The sequence below is a fragment of the Bacillus sp. LJBV19 genome (assembly GCF_017797845.1).
Classification (GTDB): Bacteria; Bacillota; Bacilli; order Bacillales; family Bacillaceae; genus Bacillus; species Bacillus velezensis.
Genome location: NZ_CP072563.1, coordinates 3,944,892 through 3,963,001, shown reverse-complemented (window position 1 = coordinate 3,963,001; position 18,110 = coordinate 3,944,892). Strand labels below are relative to the sequence as shown.

The following is an 18,110-nucleotide window of genomic DNA, read 5'->3' as shown; positions in this document are numbered from 1 at the left end:
GATGGTTTTTTATATACGTCTTGTCAGCTTATGAAACGGACTGAGCCGTTCCTGCCGGCCTTCTGATTTATCTGTCAGCTGTAACCCCTCTGCTAAAACATTTGCCATGCTCATAACAAGATGAAGCCTCGTATTCTGCAGGACAAAATACTCCATAAACCCGCTGACATTGACGATTCCGTTGATATGGACGTCGCCGATTTCAGGAAGGTCTTTTTGAACACCTGCCCCGGGCTTCAGCGGTCCATCGCCGATTTGAAATGAGCCTACGCTTTTGACGCGGCCTAAACAAGCATCAACCGCTATAATAAACGGATTTTTATGTAGATGTTGAATATCTTTCAGCTTGTCTTTCATATTGACGGCGTGAACAGGATCTGACAGCGTGCCGTAAACGTGCAATCTGCCTAAATTCATTTTTTCTAACTTTGTTCCTACGAGCGGACCTAATGAATCTCCGGTCGACCGATCTGTACCGATACACACGGTGACTAACGGTCTGCCGGCTGCTTTACGTAAAGATGAAGTAAGGATCGCTTGTATTTGATTCGCAGCAGAAGAATCCGTATGAGATACATATTGTTTTGCCCGTTCTTGAGAAAAAAGCCCGCCTTTTCGATTCATAAGGTTCACTTCCTTGTCATGTCATACGAGTATTACATTGTTGTTTTTGGTGATGTAGGTTGTTTACAGTATATCCAGCGCTGCCTTTTTTTATGCTTATGTCATGATCAGCATGCCGGTTGTTTGAAAAGAGCGGGATAGAAAAAAGAACTCAGAGCAGTTATTCTTTAAGTTCATGAAAGAAATAAGACCATTTGATCTACATTACATATTGCTGATGATCTAATTTCAGCGCTCTTTTTTCTGCAGAAAAGAGGATAAATTCTAACTGAGCGTAGAGTTTTTTTGCGGGTTCATTTGTTGAAGTAACAGAGAGATGGAGCTGTTCTGTGTCTTTCATCTTTTTTGCTTCCGCGCCTGACCTTCGATGTTTGGGGGAAATATACATAGAACCGATAACCGCAATGTATCTTAGGTTAAACAGCGAATGCTTGGAGATCTTGAGGATTCCTATCAGTCTGTCTTTTTCAAAGGCGCCAAGCACGATGGCATTACCGGATTCAAGCCTCGCGTCCGGGTGATCTTTTAAGCTTTGAGCCTGATATCGGTGTAAGGCTTGGTATCATTTGCGGTTAAACGCCTGATGTACACGATTTGAGCTCCTTATATAAATAAAATTTTCTGAATAGTCAATCGTCGTTATCATACCATATTTGTCCCATTTGTATGAATGATTGCCGCTGTCACTCAATATAGTAGCAATATGCGGAGATTATCAGAAATTTTATGAGGTGATGAGGGTGTGGAGAGCCGGGATGAAGTGGATGCTGCTCATATTAAGCAGCCAGATTGGGGCTGGGTATGCAAGCGGGCAGGAAATATGGCAGTTTTTCGGTGTCGAAAGCGGACTGGCTATTGTATTGTTTACAGTCATGTTTACGATTTCGGCTTATATTGTGTTGAAGATCAGCTATCGGGTTCAATCAACGCACTTTTTACCTGTGCTTGAGCATCTGATGGGGCCGGCTCTTGCTAAAGTCTATGATGTGCTTATTATGTTTTATTTGTTTTCAATGACGATGGTTATGATTGCCGGCGGCGGTGTGACGCTGCAAATGTACAAGCTGCCGTTTTGGATCGGTATTTTTCTTCTTTGCATTGTGACCGTCGGTTTATTCTTTTGGGATATAAAAGGAATACTATCTCTGAATAGTATTTTGATACCGATTCTTGTAGCGGGACTGTTATATGCATTGGTCTTTTTTCAGACAACCCATCATTACACGTGGACGATAGATTTGACCCGCCAGTATAATTGGCCGGCAAGCATTACCTTCACGTCCTTAAACATCCTTTCTGTTGTCGCTGTTCTTTCTTCAATCGGGAAAGATATGAAAGGATTGGGAGAAGCGAAAATCGCAAGCGTTGCAAGCGGGCTGATTTTCGGTGTGATTTCATTTGTTTACAATGAAACGCTTGTGCAGCTTTCAGGCAGTCTTACACAATATGAGATGCCTCTTTTCGCCGTCCTTGAAGGCGCTCCTTATCCGTTATTTCTTTGTATGGCCGCCGTGCTTTTTTTAGCCATCTATACGACAACCGTGACCGGTCTGTTCGGGCTTTCCAGCCGCATGCTTGCATTTGTGAAATTGCCGAGATGGACGCTCGTATCTCTTCTTTTAGCTGTGATGGTGCCTTTTACGACAATCGGTTTTTCAGATTTGATCGCCATTTTATATCCCATTTACGGGCTTTTAAGTCTTTATTTGCTGGTATGTCTTCTTCTTTACCCTATTTTAGGGAGATGGAAAAAAGTATAATGCTCATTTTGAGTGCGGCCGTTGCTCTTATCCTGTTTTTTTTTGTACAATAAATAAAGCAGTCTATGGAGAGAGGTGAAGGGTCTTGGCGGATAAAGACTTTGGCCTGAATGATATTGTTGAAATGAAGAAACCGCATCCTTGCGGTGAAAACAGGTGGAAAATCATTCGGATGGGAATGGATATTCGGATCAAATGCACGGGTTGTTCCCACAGTGTCATGATTCCGAGAAGAGATTTTGAGAGAAAGCTGAAAAAAGTACTCGTCAAGCATGAGGAGCCTACATCATAAGGGCTGGCGCTCATGCTTTTTCATATAGAGGAGAGGAAGAGGCCAGATGAGCAAAGTGCATCAGTCAGCGTGCCCGCTGAATTGCTGGGACAGCTGCGGCTTTTTGGTGACAGTTGAGGATGGAAAGGTGACGAAAGTAGACGGAGACCCGAATCATCCCATTACGGAAGGAAAAATTTGCGGCCGGGGCAGAATGCTGGAGACGAAAACGAATGCGCCGGAACGGCTTCGTTTTCCTTTAAAAAAGAAAGACGGCGAATTTGTCCGCATTTCCTGGGAGCAGGCGTTAGATGAAATTGCTGAAAAAATGGCGGTGATTAAGGAGACGTTGGGCACTGCCGCAGTGCTGCACAGTCATGATTACGCCAATAACGGTCTTTTGAAGGCGCTCGACCAGCGTTTTTTCAATGGATACGGCGGTGTAACGGAGATTGCGGGCAGCATTTGCTGGGGTTCCGGCATTGAAGCGCAGCGCTGGGATTTCGGGCGTTCTTACGGGCATGGACCGCTTGATATTTATCACAGCAAGCATGTGATCGTATGGGGCAGAAACGTGTCCCGGACGAATATGCACCTCTATCATCATCTGCAGCAGGTGAAGAAAAAAGGAGCGACACTGACGGTCATTGATCCTATTTTTAACCCGACTGCAAAGCTTGCCGATCGGTATATATCCGTCAAACCCGGCATGGATGGCTGGCTTGCGGCGGGTGTTTTAAAAATATTATGCCAAACCGGCAGAACCGATTCCGGTTTCATTCAAAGGCATTCGGTCGGTTTTGAAGAAATAGAAAAGCTTCTGAAGACGATTTCTTTTGAGGAGATCATTGAGAAAACAGAAACGTCTTTAGAAGTGATTGAATATCTTGCTGATTTATATGCTGACGGTCCCGCCTCCACTTTTATGGGTCTTGGGATGCAGAGATATAAAAACGGGGGCGGGACGATACGGTGGATTGACGCTTTAGCTGCGACGAGCGGAAATGTCGGTATCAAAGGCGGCGGCGCAAATTTCGGAAATGTGCAAGTCGGTGAAAGCTTTGCAAAGGCCGAGCTCACCCGTCCTGATCTGAAGAAAAGTTCGAGAACGTTTTCGATGATGACTCAAGCCGAAGAGGCGCTGAATGCAGCCGATCCGCCGATTGAGATGATCATCGTGACGTGCGGCAATCCGCTGACACAGGTGCCGAATACAAAAAAAGTGAAGGAAGTGTTTGAAAAAACACCGGTCACAGTGGCCATTGATTCGGTCATGACCGATACGGCGAAGCTCTGTGACTATGTGCTGCCGACGGCCGTTGTTTTCGAAGAGGAAGATATTTATTATTCCAGCATGTATCATCACTATGTTCAATATGGCAAGAAGCTTGCGGAACCGCAGGGAGAGGCAAAATCAGACCGCTGGATCTGGACGGAACTCGCAAAGCGTCTCGGATTCGGGGAGCTCTTTGATTACAGTACGGAAGATTTCTTGAAAATGGGGCTCTCTTCTTTGGAGAAAGAAGGAATCACCCTTGAGCAATTAAAGGAAAAAGGACATATGCCGCTTCCGGTCAAACAGGTTCCGTGGAGTGATTTTCAATTTTTAACCCCGAGCGGAAAATTTGAATTCGTCTCGTCACTGGCAGAAGAGAAAGGATACAGCGGCCTCCCTCAATTGGAGGTGCCGGAGGAGTCTGTTTATCATGACGCCGGGCTTGCCGGGAAATACCCGTATACGCTGCTGTCCATTCACCCGCAGCGCTCTAATCATTCACAGCACGTGCCGTTTATTGAAAAGCTCCAGCAGATTCAGGTGGACCTGTCGCCGGATATCGCCGAGGAGCTTTCACTTCAAGACGGAGATACGGCAGAGGTATACAATGACCGCGGCCGTCTGCGCGGCAGGGTGAAAATCATGAAGCAGGCTCACCCGAAGACGGTGAATATAGATGAAGGCATGTGGGCGGCATTCGGAGGCTCCGTCAACATGCTCACAAAGGATTCAAATTCCGATAATGGAATGGGAAGTACGCTTTTTGACTGTCTGGTAGCGGTTAAAAAAGGATAATCTAAGGAGAGAGAGGGCGGGAAATGCTTTTTTCTCAGCTTGTCTTTTCCTATGAACCTCCTTATAATTGCTCTAGGTTTACAATACGTTTATACGATGATGGTTTGATATAGAGGAGATGAAAGAATGGCTTTAACTGCTGGAATTGTCGGTTTGCCGAATGTCGGAAAATCGACGTTATTTAATGCAATTACCCAGGCTGGTGCCGAATCAGCCAACTACCCGTTCTGTACAATTGATCCGAACGTGGGAATCGTGGAAGTGCCGGATGAACGTCTGCAAAAGCTGACTGAATTGGTGAACCCGAAAAAAACGGTGCCGACTGCGTTTGAATTCACTGATATCGCGGGGATCGTAAAAGGCGCATCTAAAGGTGAAGGACTCGGAAATAAGTTTCTTTCTCATATCCGTCAGGTAGATGCGATCTGCCACGTTGTACGCGCATTCGCTGATGACAATATTACGCACGTGTCAGGGAAAGTCGATCCGATTGACGATATTGAAACGATCAACCTTGAATTGATTCTTGCCGACATGGAGACAGTCGAAAAACGCATCACGCGTGTAAGCAAGCTTGCGAAGCAAAAAGACAAAGAAGCGGTTTTTGAATTTGACATTCTGTCTAAATTAAAAGAAGCTTTCGAACAAGAAAAGCCTGCCCGTTCCGTTGAATTTACGGAAGAACAGCAAAAGCTTGTGAAGCAGCTTCATTTGCTTACGTCAAAACCCGTGCTTTATGTAGCAAATGTAAGCGAGGATGAAGTGGCTGATCCTTCAGATAATGAATATGTTGCGAAAATCCGGGAGTACGCCGCGGGTGAAAACGCCGAGGTTATCGTCGTCTGCGCGAAAATTGAGTCTGAAATTGCTGAATTGGAAGGCGAAGAAAAGCAAATGTTCCTTGAGGAGCTCGGCATCGAAGAGTCAGGTCTTGATCAGCTGATTAAAGCGTCATACTCTCTTCTCGGTCTTGCGACATACTTTACGGCGGGCGAACAGGAAGTGCGCGCATGGACATTCAGAAAAGGCATGAAAGCTCCTGAGTGTGCGGGTATCATCCACACTGACTTTGAACGCGGCTTTATCCGCGCTGAAACGGTTGCTTATGAAGACCTTTTGGCAGGCGGCGGAATGTCCGGAGCGAAAGAAGCCGGGAAAGTGCGTCTGGAAGGTAAGGAATATGTAGTCCAAGACGGAGATGTCATTCATTTCCGATTTAATGTATAGGACACAGTTGTAAAGGGACAAGAGCTTTGGTATAATATAAACTTGTGAGTAATAGAATTATTGCTCCTTGCCCATTATAGGGCCGCTTAGACCAAAAGGAGGTGCAAACAGATGAAAAAGTACGAAGTTATGTACATTATCCGTCCGAACATTGACGAAGAGTCAAAGAAGGCAGTTATCGAGCGTTTCAACAACGTATTGACTTCTAACGGAGCGGAGATCACTGGAACAAAAGATTGGGGTAAACGTCGTCTTGCTTACGAAATCAATGATTTCCGTGACGGTTTCTACCAAATCTTAAACGTTCAGTCTGAAGCTGCAGCGGTTGCTGAATTCGACCGTTTAGCTAAGATCAGTGACGATATCATTCGCCACATCGTTGTTAAAGAAGAAGAATAAGCAATTTGAAATATATAATGTTAAAAGGTGGTCTTTCATATGCTTAACCGAGTTGTATTAGTCGGAAGACTGACAAAAGACCCAGAGCTTCGTTATACGCCAAGCGGTGCGGCTGTCGCCACGTTTACTCTTGCTGTGAATCGTACATTCACGAACCAGTCCGGAGAACGTGAAGCCGATTTCATTAATTGTGTCACTTGGAGAAGACAAGCCGAAAACGTTGCAAACTTTCTTAAAAAAGGAAGCCTTGCCGGCGTAGACGGCCGACTCCAGACAAGAAATTATGAAAATCAGCAGGGACAGCGTGTCTTCGTGACAGAAGTCCAAGCTGAAAGTGTTCAATTTCTTGAGCCTAAAAACAGCGGCGGTTCTGGATCAGGCGGATACAACGAAGGAAACAGCGGCGGAGGCCAATACTTTGGCGGAGGCCAAAATGATAATCCGTTCGGCGGAAATCAGAACAACCAGAGACGAAATCAAGGGAACAGCTTTAATGATGATCCATTTGCCAACGACGGCAAGCCGATTGACATCTCGGATGATGATCTTCCGTTCTAATAGATTATCGCTATATTCATAACGAGAAAGGTGGGAAATGACAATGGCAGGAGGACGCAGAGGCGGTCGTGCGAAACGCCGTAAGGTTTGTTACTTCACTTCTAACGGCATTACGCACATCGATTACAAAGATGTAGATCTTCTTAGAAAGTTTGTTTCTGAGCGTGGTAAAATCTTACCTCGCCGTGTAACTGGAACAAACGCGAAATACCAACGTAAATTGACTATCGCGATCAAACGCGCACGTCAAATGGCTTTACTTCCATACGTAACTGGCGAGTAAGCCGAAAAAAGAGCAAGAGCCTGCGGGCTCCTGCTCTTTTTTTATATCAGTCCCCCTCCATCCTGCCGAAATGTTTCACATGAAACATGGAAGTGCTCCTGACACCTATCTTTGTTATCTTGCTCCTCTATTCAAAAACGCGTACTTATGCAATGAATTTGTTTATACTGAAAAACAGGGGGTGGCTGAGATGGAGACAGACAGAAATATCCTGACTGATGAAAAGTGGAGCGCAATCATACGCAATGATGCTTCTTATGACGGAGTATTTTATTATGCAGTAAAAACGACGGGGATTTTCTGCCGGCCTTCTTGTAAATCGAGAGTTCCGAATAAAGAAAACGTGCTGGTGTTTGATACGGCTGATGCAGCGCTCGAGAGACATTTTCGTCCCTGTAAAAGGTGCCGGCCGAACGGTCTTCGTCTTCCTGATGAAGAATGGATTGCTCAAATCATTGAATACATTGAACGCCATTATTACGAATCTCTGACTCTGAGTGTACTGGCCGAAATGTGTCACGGCAGCCCCTATCATTTACAGCGGACATTTAAAAAAATCAGGGGAATGTCCCCGATTGCGTATATACAGAAAATAAGATTGTCGAAGGCGGAACACCTTTTAAAGCATACTGATATGACAGTCATGGAGATCGCTCTGACTGTCGGAATTCCAAACACAGCGCATTTCGCGACTCTTTTTAAAAAGAGAACCGGGAGTTCGCCCACAGAATACAGAAAAACGGCCAAAATGGGACAGGGAGGTTCAATATGAGTAAAGAGCCTATGATCTATTGGACACTCTTCACACGGAATGATTGGAGCCTGTATACAGCCGCCACATCTAAGGGGCTTTGCTTTATAGGTTCAAATCATGGAAGCTTTGAAGAGCTTGAGCAGTGGACAAAAAAATCACTGCCGCAATACCGATTGGCACGTGATGATGAAAAGCTGGCGTCTTACACGGCAGAGCTGTCCGAGTACATTGAAAATGGCAGATCAGCTTTTTCAGTGCCGGTGGATCTTTACGGAACAGAATTTCAGCTTGCTGTATGGAAAGCGCTTATGGACATACCGTACGGCGAGACATACTCCTATTCGGGTATAGCAGAAATGATTCAGAAACCGGCAGCCGTAAGAGCTGTGGGCGCCGCGATTGGAAAAAATCCGGTATTGATTACGGTTCCGTGCCATCGCGTCATCGGGAAAAACGGGAAACTGACCGGATTCAGAGGCGGTTTAGAAATGAAAAAGCAGCTGCTGGCATTAGAGGGCGGAAACATTGAAACACTGGAATACCGGCTGAGCCGGACAGGAGGGAACACATGAAACTGATTTCTTGGAATGTAAACGGCTTGCGTGCCGTGATGAAAAAGATAGATATCAATACTTACGTTCAGGAAACGGAAGCCGATATTCTATGTCTGCAAGAAACAAAAGTACAGGACGGACAAGTATCATTACAGCCTGAAGGATATCACGCCTATTGGAACTATGCGGTGAAAAAAGGCTACTCAGGCACGGCTGTTTTTTCGAAAGAAAAGCCGCTGCACGTGTTCTATGGACTGGGGATTGACGACCATGATCAAGAAGGACGGGTGATCACGCTTGAATTTGAGCATGTGTTTGTCGTCAACTGTTATACGCCTAATGCCAAACGCGGATTAGAGCGAATTGATTACCGTCTTCAATGGGAAGCCGATTTTAAGGATTATCTGCAGAAGCTTGACCGGAAGAAGCCCGTGATATTATGCGGCGATCTGAATGTCGCACACAGGGAGATAGACTTAAAAAATCCGAAAGCCAACCGGAAGAACGCCGGTTTCTCGGATCAGGAGCGGGAAGCGTTCAGCGCCCTGCTGAACGCCGGATTTACCGACTCATTCCGCTATTTATATCCTGATCGGGAAGGCGCCTATTCCTGGTGGTCTTACAGGACGAACGCACGTGAGAAAAACATCGGCTGGCGGCTTGATTACGTCATTGTTTCAGACAGACTGAAGCAGCGGATCAGCGAAGCGGCCATTTGTGCCGATATCATGGGTTCTGACCATTGCCCTGTTGAAATGACAGTGGATTTATGATGAGATAGCAGTAAGAGAAATCCACTCTTGCTGCTTTTTTATCACTGAAAATGGAGGAGCACATGGCAAATATAAAAGAGATTGCGAAACTGGCGAATGTGTCGGTGGCCACCGTATCACGCGTGTTAAACCGACACCCGTACGTATCTGAGGAGAAACGGCGTCTTGTGAATCAAGTGATGAAGGAGCTGGATTATACCCCTAATCGAACTGCCATTGATCTGATTCGCGGAAAGACCAATACAATCGGCGTGATTTTGCCGTACAGCGACCATCCCTGCTTTGACAAAATTGTAAACGGTATCACGAAGGAAGCGTTTGCCCATGATTACGTGACAACCCTTCTCCCCACCAACTATGACCCCGCTATAGAGATGACCTATTTCGAACTGCTGAAAATGAAAAAGATTGACGGACTGATTGTCACGTCCCGCGCGAATGAATGGGAAACCGCCGTGCCTTACCTGGAATACGGCCCCATTGTCGCTTGTGAATATACACAGCATCAAGAGATTCCCTGCGCTTATAATGACAGGCAGGCAGCATACAGAGAAAGCTTTTTGTATTTGAAAAACCGCGGGCATCAAGACGTTGCTTTTACATGTGTGCGGGAAGCGGAAAAAAGCCCGAGTACGGCCGACAAGGTAACCGCATATAAGGCGGTTTTCGGCTCTCTTGATGAAACCCGCATTCTGGTCGGATGCCATGATATGGACGACGGAAAGCGGGCGGGTGAGCACTTCTGGGGTTTCGACAAGGCGCCGACGGCCATCTATGCGCACAGTGATGATGTGGCTGCCGGCTTGTACCAGTTTGCGAAAGAACAGAAATGGGACGCGGAGATCATCGGCGAGGGAAATCTGAGCGTCAGCCGGGCATTGAATATTCCATCTCTGGAACTTCATTTGGAACGGGTCGGAAAGGAAGCATTTTTATTGTTTTTTCACGAAGAAACGGCTAAAAAACAAATTATGCATCAATTTCAGCGGAAAAAGTCTTGAGATGAAATGGGTTTCATGCTTTATAACTAGATTGAGAAAAAAAGGGAGGCGGACATATGCGAATTGAACATGCAGCGATATGGGTGAAAGATTTAGAACGGATGAAAGAATTTTATGAGAAATACTTCGGCGCCAAGGCCAATGACCTTTATCATAATGAGAAAAAAGATTTCAAATCGTATTTTCTGACATTTGACTCCGGATGCAGGCTGGAACTTATGAAAAAAGGCGGCATTGATGAAGCGCCGTCACAGAATATGACCGGATGGGCGCATCTCGCATTTTCTACAGGCAGCAAGGAGCGGGTGAATGAATTGACGGAGACGTTTAAAAACGATGGATTTCAGGTCGTAAGCGGCCCGCGCGTAACGGGTGACGGATATTATGAGAGTGTGATAGAGGATTGGGAAGGCAATTTGATAGAAATCACAGTGTAAACAGTGCGGAGTGATTCCGCACTGTTTTTTTGATTAAATTTGCTGAGCATTTGTTTTCGGGCCGAAGAGGATTAACAAAACGGAACATAGAAGCCAGCAGCCGCCGATGAACAAAAAGACGCTGATGTAGCCGAGCTTAACGGCAATAAATCCGACGAGCAGGGAGCCGAATATATTGGAAAAACGGCCGAGCCCGTACGCCAGCCCGCTCCCGGCCGAGCGATATTCCGTAGGATACGGCTCCGATGTATATGCGTATAAGTTTGAGGTGAAAATCCGTTCCGTGACGTTGACGACAAATCCAAACACAATAATCATGATGGGAATAAACGTCATGCCGTATAACAGTCCGGCAATGGCAGTCAGAAAAGCGCTTGCGGCCAGAATCCATTTCCTTTGGAACGTCTCGGATATCATGGAACCGAGCAATGCGCCAAGCGGCGCGCCGACAGAGTGAAGCACATTGTACCACAGCGTTTTTTCCATGGTGATGCCGTTGCTTTTCAGCAGGCTGGGCACCCATGAAGCAAAGCCGTAAAAGCCAAAGGTTTCAAGAATCCATACCGCTGACAGGATGATGGTGATCTTTAAATTCCTGCCCTGAAACAGCCCTAAGTAGCCTGCGTGCTTCACTGTATGTACTTCAGCCGCCTCTTTTGGCGCGGGAAGCGGGCCTTTTTCTTTCTCTATACGTGCTTCAAGACGATTCATAATGGCGTTTGCCTGATCATATGCGCCCCGATTTTCGTGCCAGCGCGGCGATTCCTCAAGCCGGCGGATAAAAAAGAAATAAATGAGACCGGCCGCCCCCCATACGAATACGAGCCGCCACCCCCATGAGCCTAAAGGAATGACAAAAGCGGAAACAACGTTTGTGACGGGAACGCCGATCAGTCCGATCATGGCGCAAAGGGAGATGTATTTTCCCCGTACGGAGGATGGAAAAAATTCCGCCAAATAGCTGTTCGTCACAATCATGGCGGCCGCGACGCCGAGCCCGGTCAAGAAGCGGAAAATCATTAAGGACGGAATGTCCCATGCCAGCGCATTCAGAAAAGATGAGATCGAAAAGACAAGGACAAAACAATTCAGCGCTTTTTTCCTGCCGATCCGATCGGACAGCCTTCCGCCGATGGACGCGCCTAAAAACATGCCCAGGAAGGATGCGGCCGTAATGTCGGCAATGGTGGACAGCTTCACGCCCCAATGCTCAATCAGCGCCGGAGCCACGTTGCTGAGCGTAAACAGATCAGCGAGATCGAAAAAATAGATGATTCCGAGAGCGGTTAATACTTGATAGTGCACACGCGAAATGGGGAGACGGTCTAATCGGTTCGCTACATTTGAGAATGTCTGATGTTTCATAAAAAACCCCCTGACTTTGCAATTGTAATCAGAAAATACTGTAAATTTATCTGACGAATACATTATAAAGGTCTTTTTTTGGCAAAAACAGAGTGTAAATAACCAGAGCCAAAGGAAACGGCATAGCGCTTTCTTCTTAAAATATATAACATTTCCTATATCTGTTTCTGTTTATATTGTAAAATGTTGAAGGAAAGGAAGTTGATGCATAAATATGAATACGTTTGTACGGCCAGCAGAGGGAAGAAATAGTGTATCGAGATATCTTCTTTCTCTTTTGGTCATTGTGGGTTTGTTCTTTTTCGGAAGCATACTGACCGTGTTTTATATGTTTCTCACGTCCGCTTTCAACCCTTCACTGACGATAAATTGGGATGAGGCGGCATTAAGTGACCCGCTGGCGGATATTTATTTACAGCATATCGTCTATTTCATTGCGATTCCGGGCATTTGGATAGCGGTTCGTTTCATTATGAAACGGCGGTTTTTATCCATCATCTCACCGAATCAGTCGCTGAACTGGAAGAGAATTTTCTTTGGATTCGGCACATATGTTGTGCTGATGTTTGTCGCGGGGCTGATTGATTTTACAATTCATCCGGATCGTTTCATGCTTCAGGAATTCCATGCTTCACGTTTTCTGCTGCTGTTAGCGGCGGCCGTCTTGTTGGTGCCGATTCAAACCTCTGCGGAGGAATTTCTCTTTCGCGGTTTTCTGCTTCAGTTCGCCGGAAAATTGACGGCAAACGCGGTGGTTCTGACAGTCATTATCGGCGGATTATTCGGCGCACTTCATTTCGGAAATCCGGAGATGGAAAATGGAGCTCTCTGGGCGGGAATCGGATATGTCACCATTGGCATGATCTGGACCTTTATCACGATTAAAACGGGCAGTCTGGAGATGTCCCTTGGCGGTCACGCTGCCAATAATATGTTTTTATTTATCTTTCTCACAGAGGATCATTCGGTGTACGGCGGCATTCCGTCGATATTTACAACAGCAGCCGGCGGCTATGAAATATATGATTGCATATCGACTCTGGTGATCAATATCATCTTCGCATGGCTCGCGTTCCGTTTTGTGAAAAAAGAAAAGCAGCAGGCCGCCTAGGCTCTGCTGCTGATTTGTAAGGTGTTCATCGCTTCATCAATATCCGTCGTCGGCCTCCGGCAGGCGAAATTCTCGCAAATGTAGACCGTTGTCTTTCCGTCGATCATTTGATAACCCGCGGCAAAGTCAGAAATGCCTTTAAGCTCATCCGGATGTTCTGCGGCGAGAATCGTATAGGCGGGAGTGAAATGCTCCTGAAGCGCCTCAATGAAACGTTTTCTGTCCGGGTCATCTTTGCTTCCGAAAACAACGATTTCTTTTTGGGGCATTGTATGTGCCAGTACGCTTTGCATGAAGAAAGCGTTGCTGCTCGGATAGGCCTCTATTTCCCGTTTGAACACGGAAAACATCGCTTCGGCTTTTTCAATCAGTGATATGTCACCCGTCAGGCGGCCGAGACGAAGCAGCTGTACGGCAGCCGCGCTGTTTCCGGAAGGCACGGCCCCGTCATAAACCTCTTTTTCCCTGACAAGAAGGGTCTCGGCATCATTCCCCGTAAAGAAGAAGCCTCCGTGCCGTTCATCCCAGAACAGCTCCAGCATGCTTGTACATAACGTTTTCGCTTTCTGCAGATAAGACGGATGAAAACCCGCTTCATACAGTTCAAGGTAAGCCCAGATGAGAAAAGCGTAATCATCGATAAACCCTTTGTTTTTCACTTCGCCCTCGCGATAGCGGACCATGACGCGCCCGTCCGGCATGAGGTGCCGTTCGAGAAAGCGGATCGCTGTTTCCGCCATGCTGAGAAAGTCAGGCTCGTGAAATACCTTTGCGGCCTTTGCCAGCCCGGCAATCATGAGCGCGTTCCATGAGGTCAGCACTTTGTCATCTGTATGCGGATAGCTTCTGTTTTCACGCGCTTCCAGCAATTTTGTTCTTGCCTCTTCAAGGCGATCGGCCAGCTCATGTTCTGTGAGGCCGGTCTCTTCTAGGATGGCCTCACGCCGCGTGAAAATGAGGTGCGGGATGTTTTCGCCTTCAAAATTGCCTTGGTCTGTGATGTTATACACCTTGCAGTAAAGCGGGCCGAGTTCATCACCGAGAAGGTTCATGATTTCTTTTTTGGACCATATGTAATATTTCCCCTCACGGCCTTCGGTATCAGCGTCTAAAGCTGAGAAAAAGCTGCCGTCTTCATGCATCATTTCCCGCTGAATAAACGTTACGATCTGCATCGCAATCTGTTTGTAGCGCTCATTACCCGTGACTTGGTAGGCTTCTGTATATGCGGTCAGGAGAAGGGCGTTGTCATACAGCATTTTCTCAAAATGCGGCACGAGCCATTCATTATCAGTCGAGTAGCGGGCGAATCCGAACCCGATGTGGTCAAAAATCCCGCCGTTCGCCATGCCGTCGAGTGTCTTGGTTACACCGGCCAAAGCCTGTTCCTTGCCCGTATAGCTGTAGTAGCGAAGCAGAAACATGAGCATATGCGGCATCGGAAATTTCGGAGCCTGGCCGAACCCGCCGTACACCGTATCAAACCCGCCGGCCAGCTGGCGATACGTGTCATGAACCGCCTGTTCGCCAAGCATGCCCTCAGCCGGGTGAACCTTGACTTCAAGATGAGCGGCGGCGTTTTCGGCGATATCCTCGACATGCTGCCGGTCATTCGCAAACGTTTCGGACAGATGTTCAAGCACATCAATAAAACCCGGACGGTTATATTTGCTCGTCTTCGGAAAATACGTCCCCGCATAAAACGGCTTTTGATCTGGTGTGACGAACACGTTCAGCGGCCACCCGCCCTGCCCCGTCATCAGCTGGCAGATTCTCATATACACGGAATCCACATCAGGCCGCTCTTCACGATCAACCTTGATGGCTATGAATTGATCGTTTAATATACCGGCGATCTCTTCGTCCTCAAAGGACTCGTGGGCCATTACGTGGCACCAATGACACGTCGAATAGCCGATGCTGACAAGAACCGGCTTGTTTTCGCGTTTTGCTTTTTCGAAGGCTTCTTCTCCCCAAGGGTGCCAGTTTACGGGGTTGTGGGCGTGTTGGAGCAGATAGGGGGACTTCTCCGTGATTAAACTGTTGGGTTTACTATTGTTTGGCATGGGCTCACCTGCTTTCTATTAATATTTGTACGTTTAACATACCACAATCCTCTAAAAAAATTCATACACTCAACTTTGTGATCCAAACCCAAGTCATTAAAAAGGAGAACTGCTTATGATTCTATTTTCAGGGTTAAACTTCATCCACCTTATTGCTTTTTAGATAAGAAATAAGGATTTAAAATCTTTATCATTTTATTTACTGTTAGATAAGTGAAACACACCCCGGCGACTGTAACCATCCCGCCTGTCAGTGCAATAAACGCAGGTACTTCACCTAACCACACCCAAGAAATGGCCAAGGTTATGGCTGGTGTTAAATAAAGTGAAATGGTTGCTTCTGAAGCACCGACGAGTGATGTTACATACGCAAGTGCAAAGTAAGGCACAACCGTTGGTAATAAACCTAAGTAAGCGATAGACAATGTTGAGTTCATGGAAGCGTTCAAAAACTCTTCCCCTAAGCCAGGCAGAAATAGAAGCATAGGTATTGTCCCGCCCCAAATAGTGAATGTAACGAATGGAATAAATCCATATTTTTTTATATAGCGGGCTTGAAAAACGAAATAAATACTCTCCGAAAAAGCTGCCAGCAGGATTAACAAAATGCCGTTCACTGAATGTGTATAGTTTCCTGCCCCAAATGTAATGATCGACACACCTAATAAACTTATGATAGAGCCAATCCATTTATAAAGCCCAAAATGTTCACCAAAAAACAGACGAGATAACATTGCAGAAAAAATAGGTGTCATGGTCACGAGTAAGCTTGCTACCCCTGCGCTGACGGTTTTTTCTCCGATATTCAGCAAAATGTGATATAGTGCAAAACCTAAAAATCCTAAAGATAAAATAGCAGGGATATCCTTCATGTCAGGTAAACGCATATGAGTCAAAACAGCAAAAACCACCAGTGCCATTGACCCAATCAACAAGCGAAACAAAGCGAGGTGTTCCGGCGTGTAACTCTCCAAACCCGCGCGAATTCCCGGGAAAGCTGATGCCCACAACCCAATCATCAGACTGTAAGATATACCGATTCGAACTGTTTTCTTTCGCATCTTTCTCACTCCTCTTTACAAAAACCAACCAGTTATTTAATGTGTTTCTATATTAATAAAGATTTGATGATATGACTTCAACCAGTTAAATAGATTTTGACCCAACCACTTTAAGGAGGATACTTTTTATGAGCGCTCCAGAAGAAAAAAAGATGAAAAAGCTTCCTAAGTACATACAAATCATTCAATTTATAAAAGAGAAAATAGGAAATGGAGAATGGCCGATTGGAAGTAAGATTCCAAGCCAGCGCACGCTTGCCAAACACTTTGAGGTGAACAGGAGCACAGTCATTACAGCTTTAGAGGAATTGACGGCGGATGGATTAATCGAAGGCAGAATGGGCAAAGGGACAGTTGTTACGAACAATACATGGACACTTTTGGCTAAGAATTCCGCCCCCGATTGGGATCAGTATGTAACCTCCGGAATCCAGCAGCCAAGCCAAAAAATTGTTCAAGAGATCAATAAATCAGAATCAAATTCCGATCTTATACAGCTCAGTAAAGGAGAACTTTCACATGAGATTTTTCCTTTAGCTGCTATGAAAAAGATGATGGGAAAGGTATCTCAAAACATAGAGGCATTCGGGTATGAGGAACCAAAAGGATATTTACCTTTGAGAGAGGCATTAAGCGGCTATTTAAGAACAATCGGTATTCAAGCTTCATCTTCTTCCATTCTTATTGTTTCGGGCGCACTGCAAGCCTTGCAGCTGATATCAATGGGGCTTTTGCAAAGGGGATCGACCGTTTATCTTGACCAGCCGTCCTATCTTTATTCATTACACGTATTTCAATCAGCCGGTATGAAGCTGACTGGAGTTCCTATGGATAATGATGGACTTTTACCGGAACATATCCACATGGCAAGGGGGGAACGGGAGAGAGCTATCTTATATACAAATCCTTGTTTTCATAATCCGACAGGTATTTTAATGTCAAAAAAGAGACGAGAAGAAATCCTTGCGGCAAGTGAGAATGCACAGCTTCCCATTATTGAAGATGACATTTATCGTGAGTTATGGATCGATGAGATTCCTCCAGAACCTATTAAAACAATTGATAAAAATGGGCATGTGCTTTACATAGGCAGTTTATCGAAAACATTAAGTCCGGGCTTAAGGATTGGATGGATCGTCGGGCCGGAACCAGTGATTGAACGTTTATCCGACATAAAAATGCAAACAGATTACGGCTCCAGTTCGTTATCCCAGAGAGTAGCGGCAGAGTGGTTTACATCCGGTGAATACCAGCAGCATCTAGAACAGGTGAGAAGTCAATTAAAGGTGAGAAGACAATTGGTCATGAGTCTCTTAGAAACCAATTTGAAGAATGTCGCTACATGGAATATGCCGAAGGGAGGATTCTTTGTCTGGGTAAAAATATTGCCTTCACTATCTATGAAATTACTTTATACAAAAGCTTTGACAAAAGGGATACTTCTCAATCTCGGCAGTATCTATGCTCAAGAAAAAGGGAACTATATTCGCTTATCATATGCTTATGCATCTCTTGAAGACCTTCAAAAGGGAATTTATGAATTGGGTTTGATGATTAAGGAATTGGCAAGCAGATAAATATATAATGATTACTTTAATAGAAAGAGACATGCTATCAATGACAAGAATCGGCTTGTTTTCGCGTTTCGCTTTTTCAAATGCTTCTTCTCCCCACGGGTGCCAGTTTACGGGGGTGTGGGCGTGTTGGAGTAAATGGAGACATCTCAGCGATTAATCTATTGGGTTTGTTGTTAATTGGCATGGGCTCACCTGCTTTCATGATCCTGGGAAGTTTT

General features: G+C 45.7%; 19 protein-coding genes and 1 pseudogene. 14 read left to right on the top strand and 6 right to left on the bottom strand.

The features are described from left to right. Positions 1-9: 9 nt before the first annotated feature. Complete coding sequence (yyaC, locus tag J6600_RS19405) at positions 10-624, bottom strand: spore protease YyaC (RefSeq protein ID WP_004392969.1); 615 nt, start codon at positions 622-624, stop codon at positions 10-12. A 199-nt stretch (positions 625-823) separates the two neighbouring features. Then, positions 824-1,108 carry a GNAT family N-acetyltransferase gene (locus tag J6600_RS19400; protein ID WP_245207596.1) on the bottom strand — a complete coding sequence of 95 codons (285 nt, stop codon included), beginning with the start codon at positions 1,106-1,108 and terminating at the stop codon, positions 824-826. A gap of 250 nt (positions 1,109-1,358) precedes the next feature. On the opposite strand from J6600_RS19400, the gene J6600_RS19395 reads away from it, so the two are divergent. The 12 genes from J6600_RS19395 to J6600_RS19340 all read left to right on the top strand — a co-directional run bounded on the left by J6600_RS19395 (position 1,359) and on the right by J6600_RS19340 (position 10,712). Then, entirely contained in the window at positions 1,359-2,384 is a 1,026-nt protein-coding gene (locus J6600_RS19395) for a YkvI family membrane protein (RefSeq protein ID WP_094296139.1), read from the top strand. 85 nt (positions 2,385-2,469) lie between these two features. Continuing rightward, positions 2,470-2,676 (top strand): DUF951 domain-containing protein, encoded by a 207-nt coding sequence (locus J6600_RS19390; RefSeq protein ID WP_004392973.1) that lies wholly within the window; start codon positions 2,470-2,472, stop codon positions 2,674-2,676. Between the two features lie 46 nt (positions 2,677-2,722). Continuing rightward, positions 2,723-4,726, top strand: a complete 2,004-nt coding sequence (locus tag J6600_RS19385) for a molybdopterin-dependent oxidoreductase (protein ID WP_209387805.1) — start codon at positions 2,723-2,725, stop codon at positions 4,724-4,726. 126 nt (positions 4,727-4,852) lie between these two features. Continuing rightward, the gene (ychF, locus tag J6600_RS19380; RefSeq protein ID WP_004392975.1) at positions 4,853-5,953 is read left to right on the top strand and encodes a redox-regulated ATPase YchF; all 1,101 of its coding nucleotides are present in this window, start codon (positions 4,853-4,855) and stop codon (positions 5,951-5,953) included. Positions 5,954-6,064: 111 nt separating this feature from the next. After that, the gene (gene rpsF, locus J6600_RS19375) at positions 6,065-6,352 is read left to right on the top strand and encodes a 30S ribosomal protein S6 (RefSeq protein WP_004392977.1); all 288 of its coding nucleotides are present in this window, start codon (positions 6,065-6,067) and stop codon (positions 6,350-6,352) included. A 39-nt stretch (positions 6,353-6,391) separates the two neighbouring features. Next, positions 6,392-6,910 carry a single-stranded DNA-binding protein SsbA gene (ssbA, locus tag J6600_RS19370; protein ID WP_004392979.1) on the top strand — a complete coding sequence of 173 codons (519 nt, stop codon included), beginning with the start codon at positions 6,392-6,394 and terminating at the stop codon, positions 6,908-6,910. A 43-nt stretch (positions 6,911-6,953) separates the two neighbouring features. After that, positions 6,954-7,193 (top strand): 30S ribosomal protein S18, encoded by a 240-nt coding sequence (rpsR, locus tag J6600_RS19365; protein ID WP_004392983.1) that lies wholly within the window; start codon positions 6,954-6,956, stop codon positions 7,191-7,193. 190 nt (positions 7,194-7,383) lie between these two features. After that, positions 7,384-7,965 (top strand): bifunctional transcriptional activator/DNA repair enzyme AdaA, encoded by a 582-nt coding sequence (locus J6600_RS19360; RefSeq protein WP_209387804.1) that lies wholly within the window; start codon positions 7,384-7,386, stop codon positions 7,963-7,965. Next, positions 7,962-8,519: a methylated-DNA--[protein]-cysteine S-methyltransferase gene (locus J6600_RS19355; protein WP_209387803.1), complete on the top strand. Its 558-nt coding sequence runs from the start codon at positions 7,962-7,964 to the stop codon at positions 8,517-8,519. Before J6600_RS19360 ends, J6600_RS19355 begins: the two co-directional genes overlap by 4 nt. Next, positions 8,516-9,274, top strand: a complete 759-nt coding sequence (gene xth / locus J6600_RS19350) for an exodeoxyribonuclease III (protein ID WP_025650115.1) — start codon at positions 8,516-8,518, stop codon at positions 9,272-9,274. Before J6600_RS19355 ends, xth begins: the two co-directional genes overlap by 4 nt. 62 nt (positions 9,275-9,336) lie before the next feature. Further along, complete coding sequence (locus tag J6600_RS19345; protein ID WP_012118935.1) at positions 9,337-10,275, top strand: LacI family DNA-binding transcriptional regulator; 939 nt, start codon at positions 9,337-9,339, stop codon at positions 10,273-10,275. A 56-nt stretch (positions 10,276-10,331) separates the two neighbouring features. After that, a complete protein-coding gene (locus tag J6600_RS19340; RefSeq protein ID WP_209387802.1) occupies positions 10,332-10,712 on the top strand; it encodes a VOC family protein in 381 nt (126 codons plus the stop codon). Positions 10,713-10,745: 33 nt separating this feature from the next. Here the strand turns inward: J6600_RS19340 and J6600_RS19335 are convergent, their stop codons facing one another. Then, positions 10,746-12,077 carry an MFS transporter gene (locus J6600_RS19335; protein WP_209387801.1) on the bottom strand — a complete coding sequence of 444 codons (1,332 nt, stop codon included), beginning with the start codon at positions 12,075-12,077 and terminating at the stop codon, positions 10,746-10,748. Between the two features lie 214 nt (positions 12,078-12,291). Here J6600_RS19335 and J6600_RS19330 point away from each other — a divergent pair, with 214 nt between their 5' ends. Continuing rightward, a complete protein-coding gene (locus J6600_RS19330; protein ID WP_209387800.1) occupies positions 12,292-13,188 on the top strand; it encodes a CPBP family intramembrane glutamic endopeptidase in 897 nt (298 codons plus the stop codon). On the opposite strand, the gene J6600_RS19325 is transcribed toward J6600_RS19330, so the two are convergent. Further along, positions 13,185-15,254 (bottom strand): thioredoxin domain-containing protein, encoded by a 2,070-nt coding sequence (locus tag J6600_RS19325; RefSeq protein WP_209387799.1) that lies wholly within the window; start codon positions 15,252-15,254, stop codon positions 13,185-13,187. The genes J6600_RS19330 and J6600_RS19325 overlap by 4 nt on opposite strands. 149 nt (positions 15,255-15,403) lie before the next feature. Further along, on the bottom strand, positions 15,404-16,315 hold the full coding sequence (locus J6600_RS19320) for a DMT family transporter (RefSeq protein WP_209387798.1): 912 nt from the start codon (positions 16,313-16,315) through the stop codon (positions 15,404-15,406). 128 nt (positions 16,316-16,443) lie between these two features. On the opposite strand from J6600_RS19320, the gene pdxR reads away from it, so the two are divergent. Next, entirely contained in the window at positions 16,444-17,892 is a 1,449-nt protein-coding gene (gene pdxR, locus J6600_RS19315; RefSeq protein ID WP_209387797.1) for a MocR-like pyridoxine biosynthesis transcription factor PdxR, read from the top strand. A gap of 42 nt (positions 17,893-17,934) precedes the next feature. On the opposite strand, the pseudogene J6600_RS19650 reads toward pdxR, so the two are convergent. Next, a pseudogene (locus tag J6600_RS19650) lies at positions 17,935-18,076 on the bottom strand (DUF255 domain-containing protein); the annotation flags it as partial. Positions 18,077-18,110 lie beyond the last annotated feature (34 nt).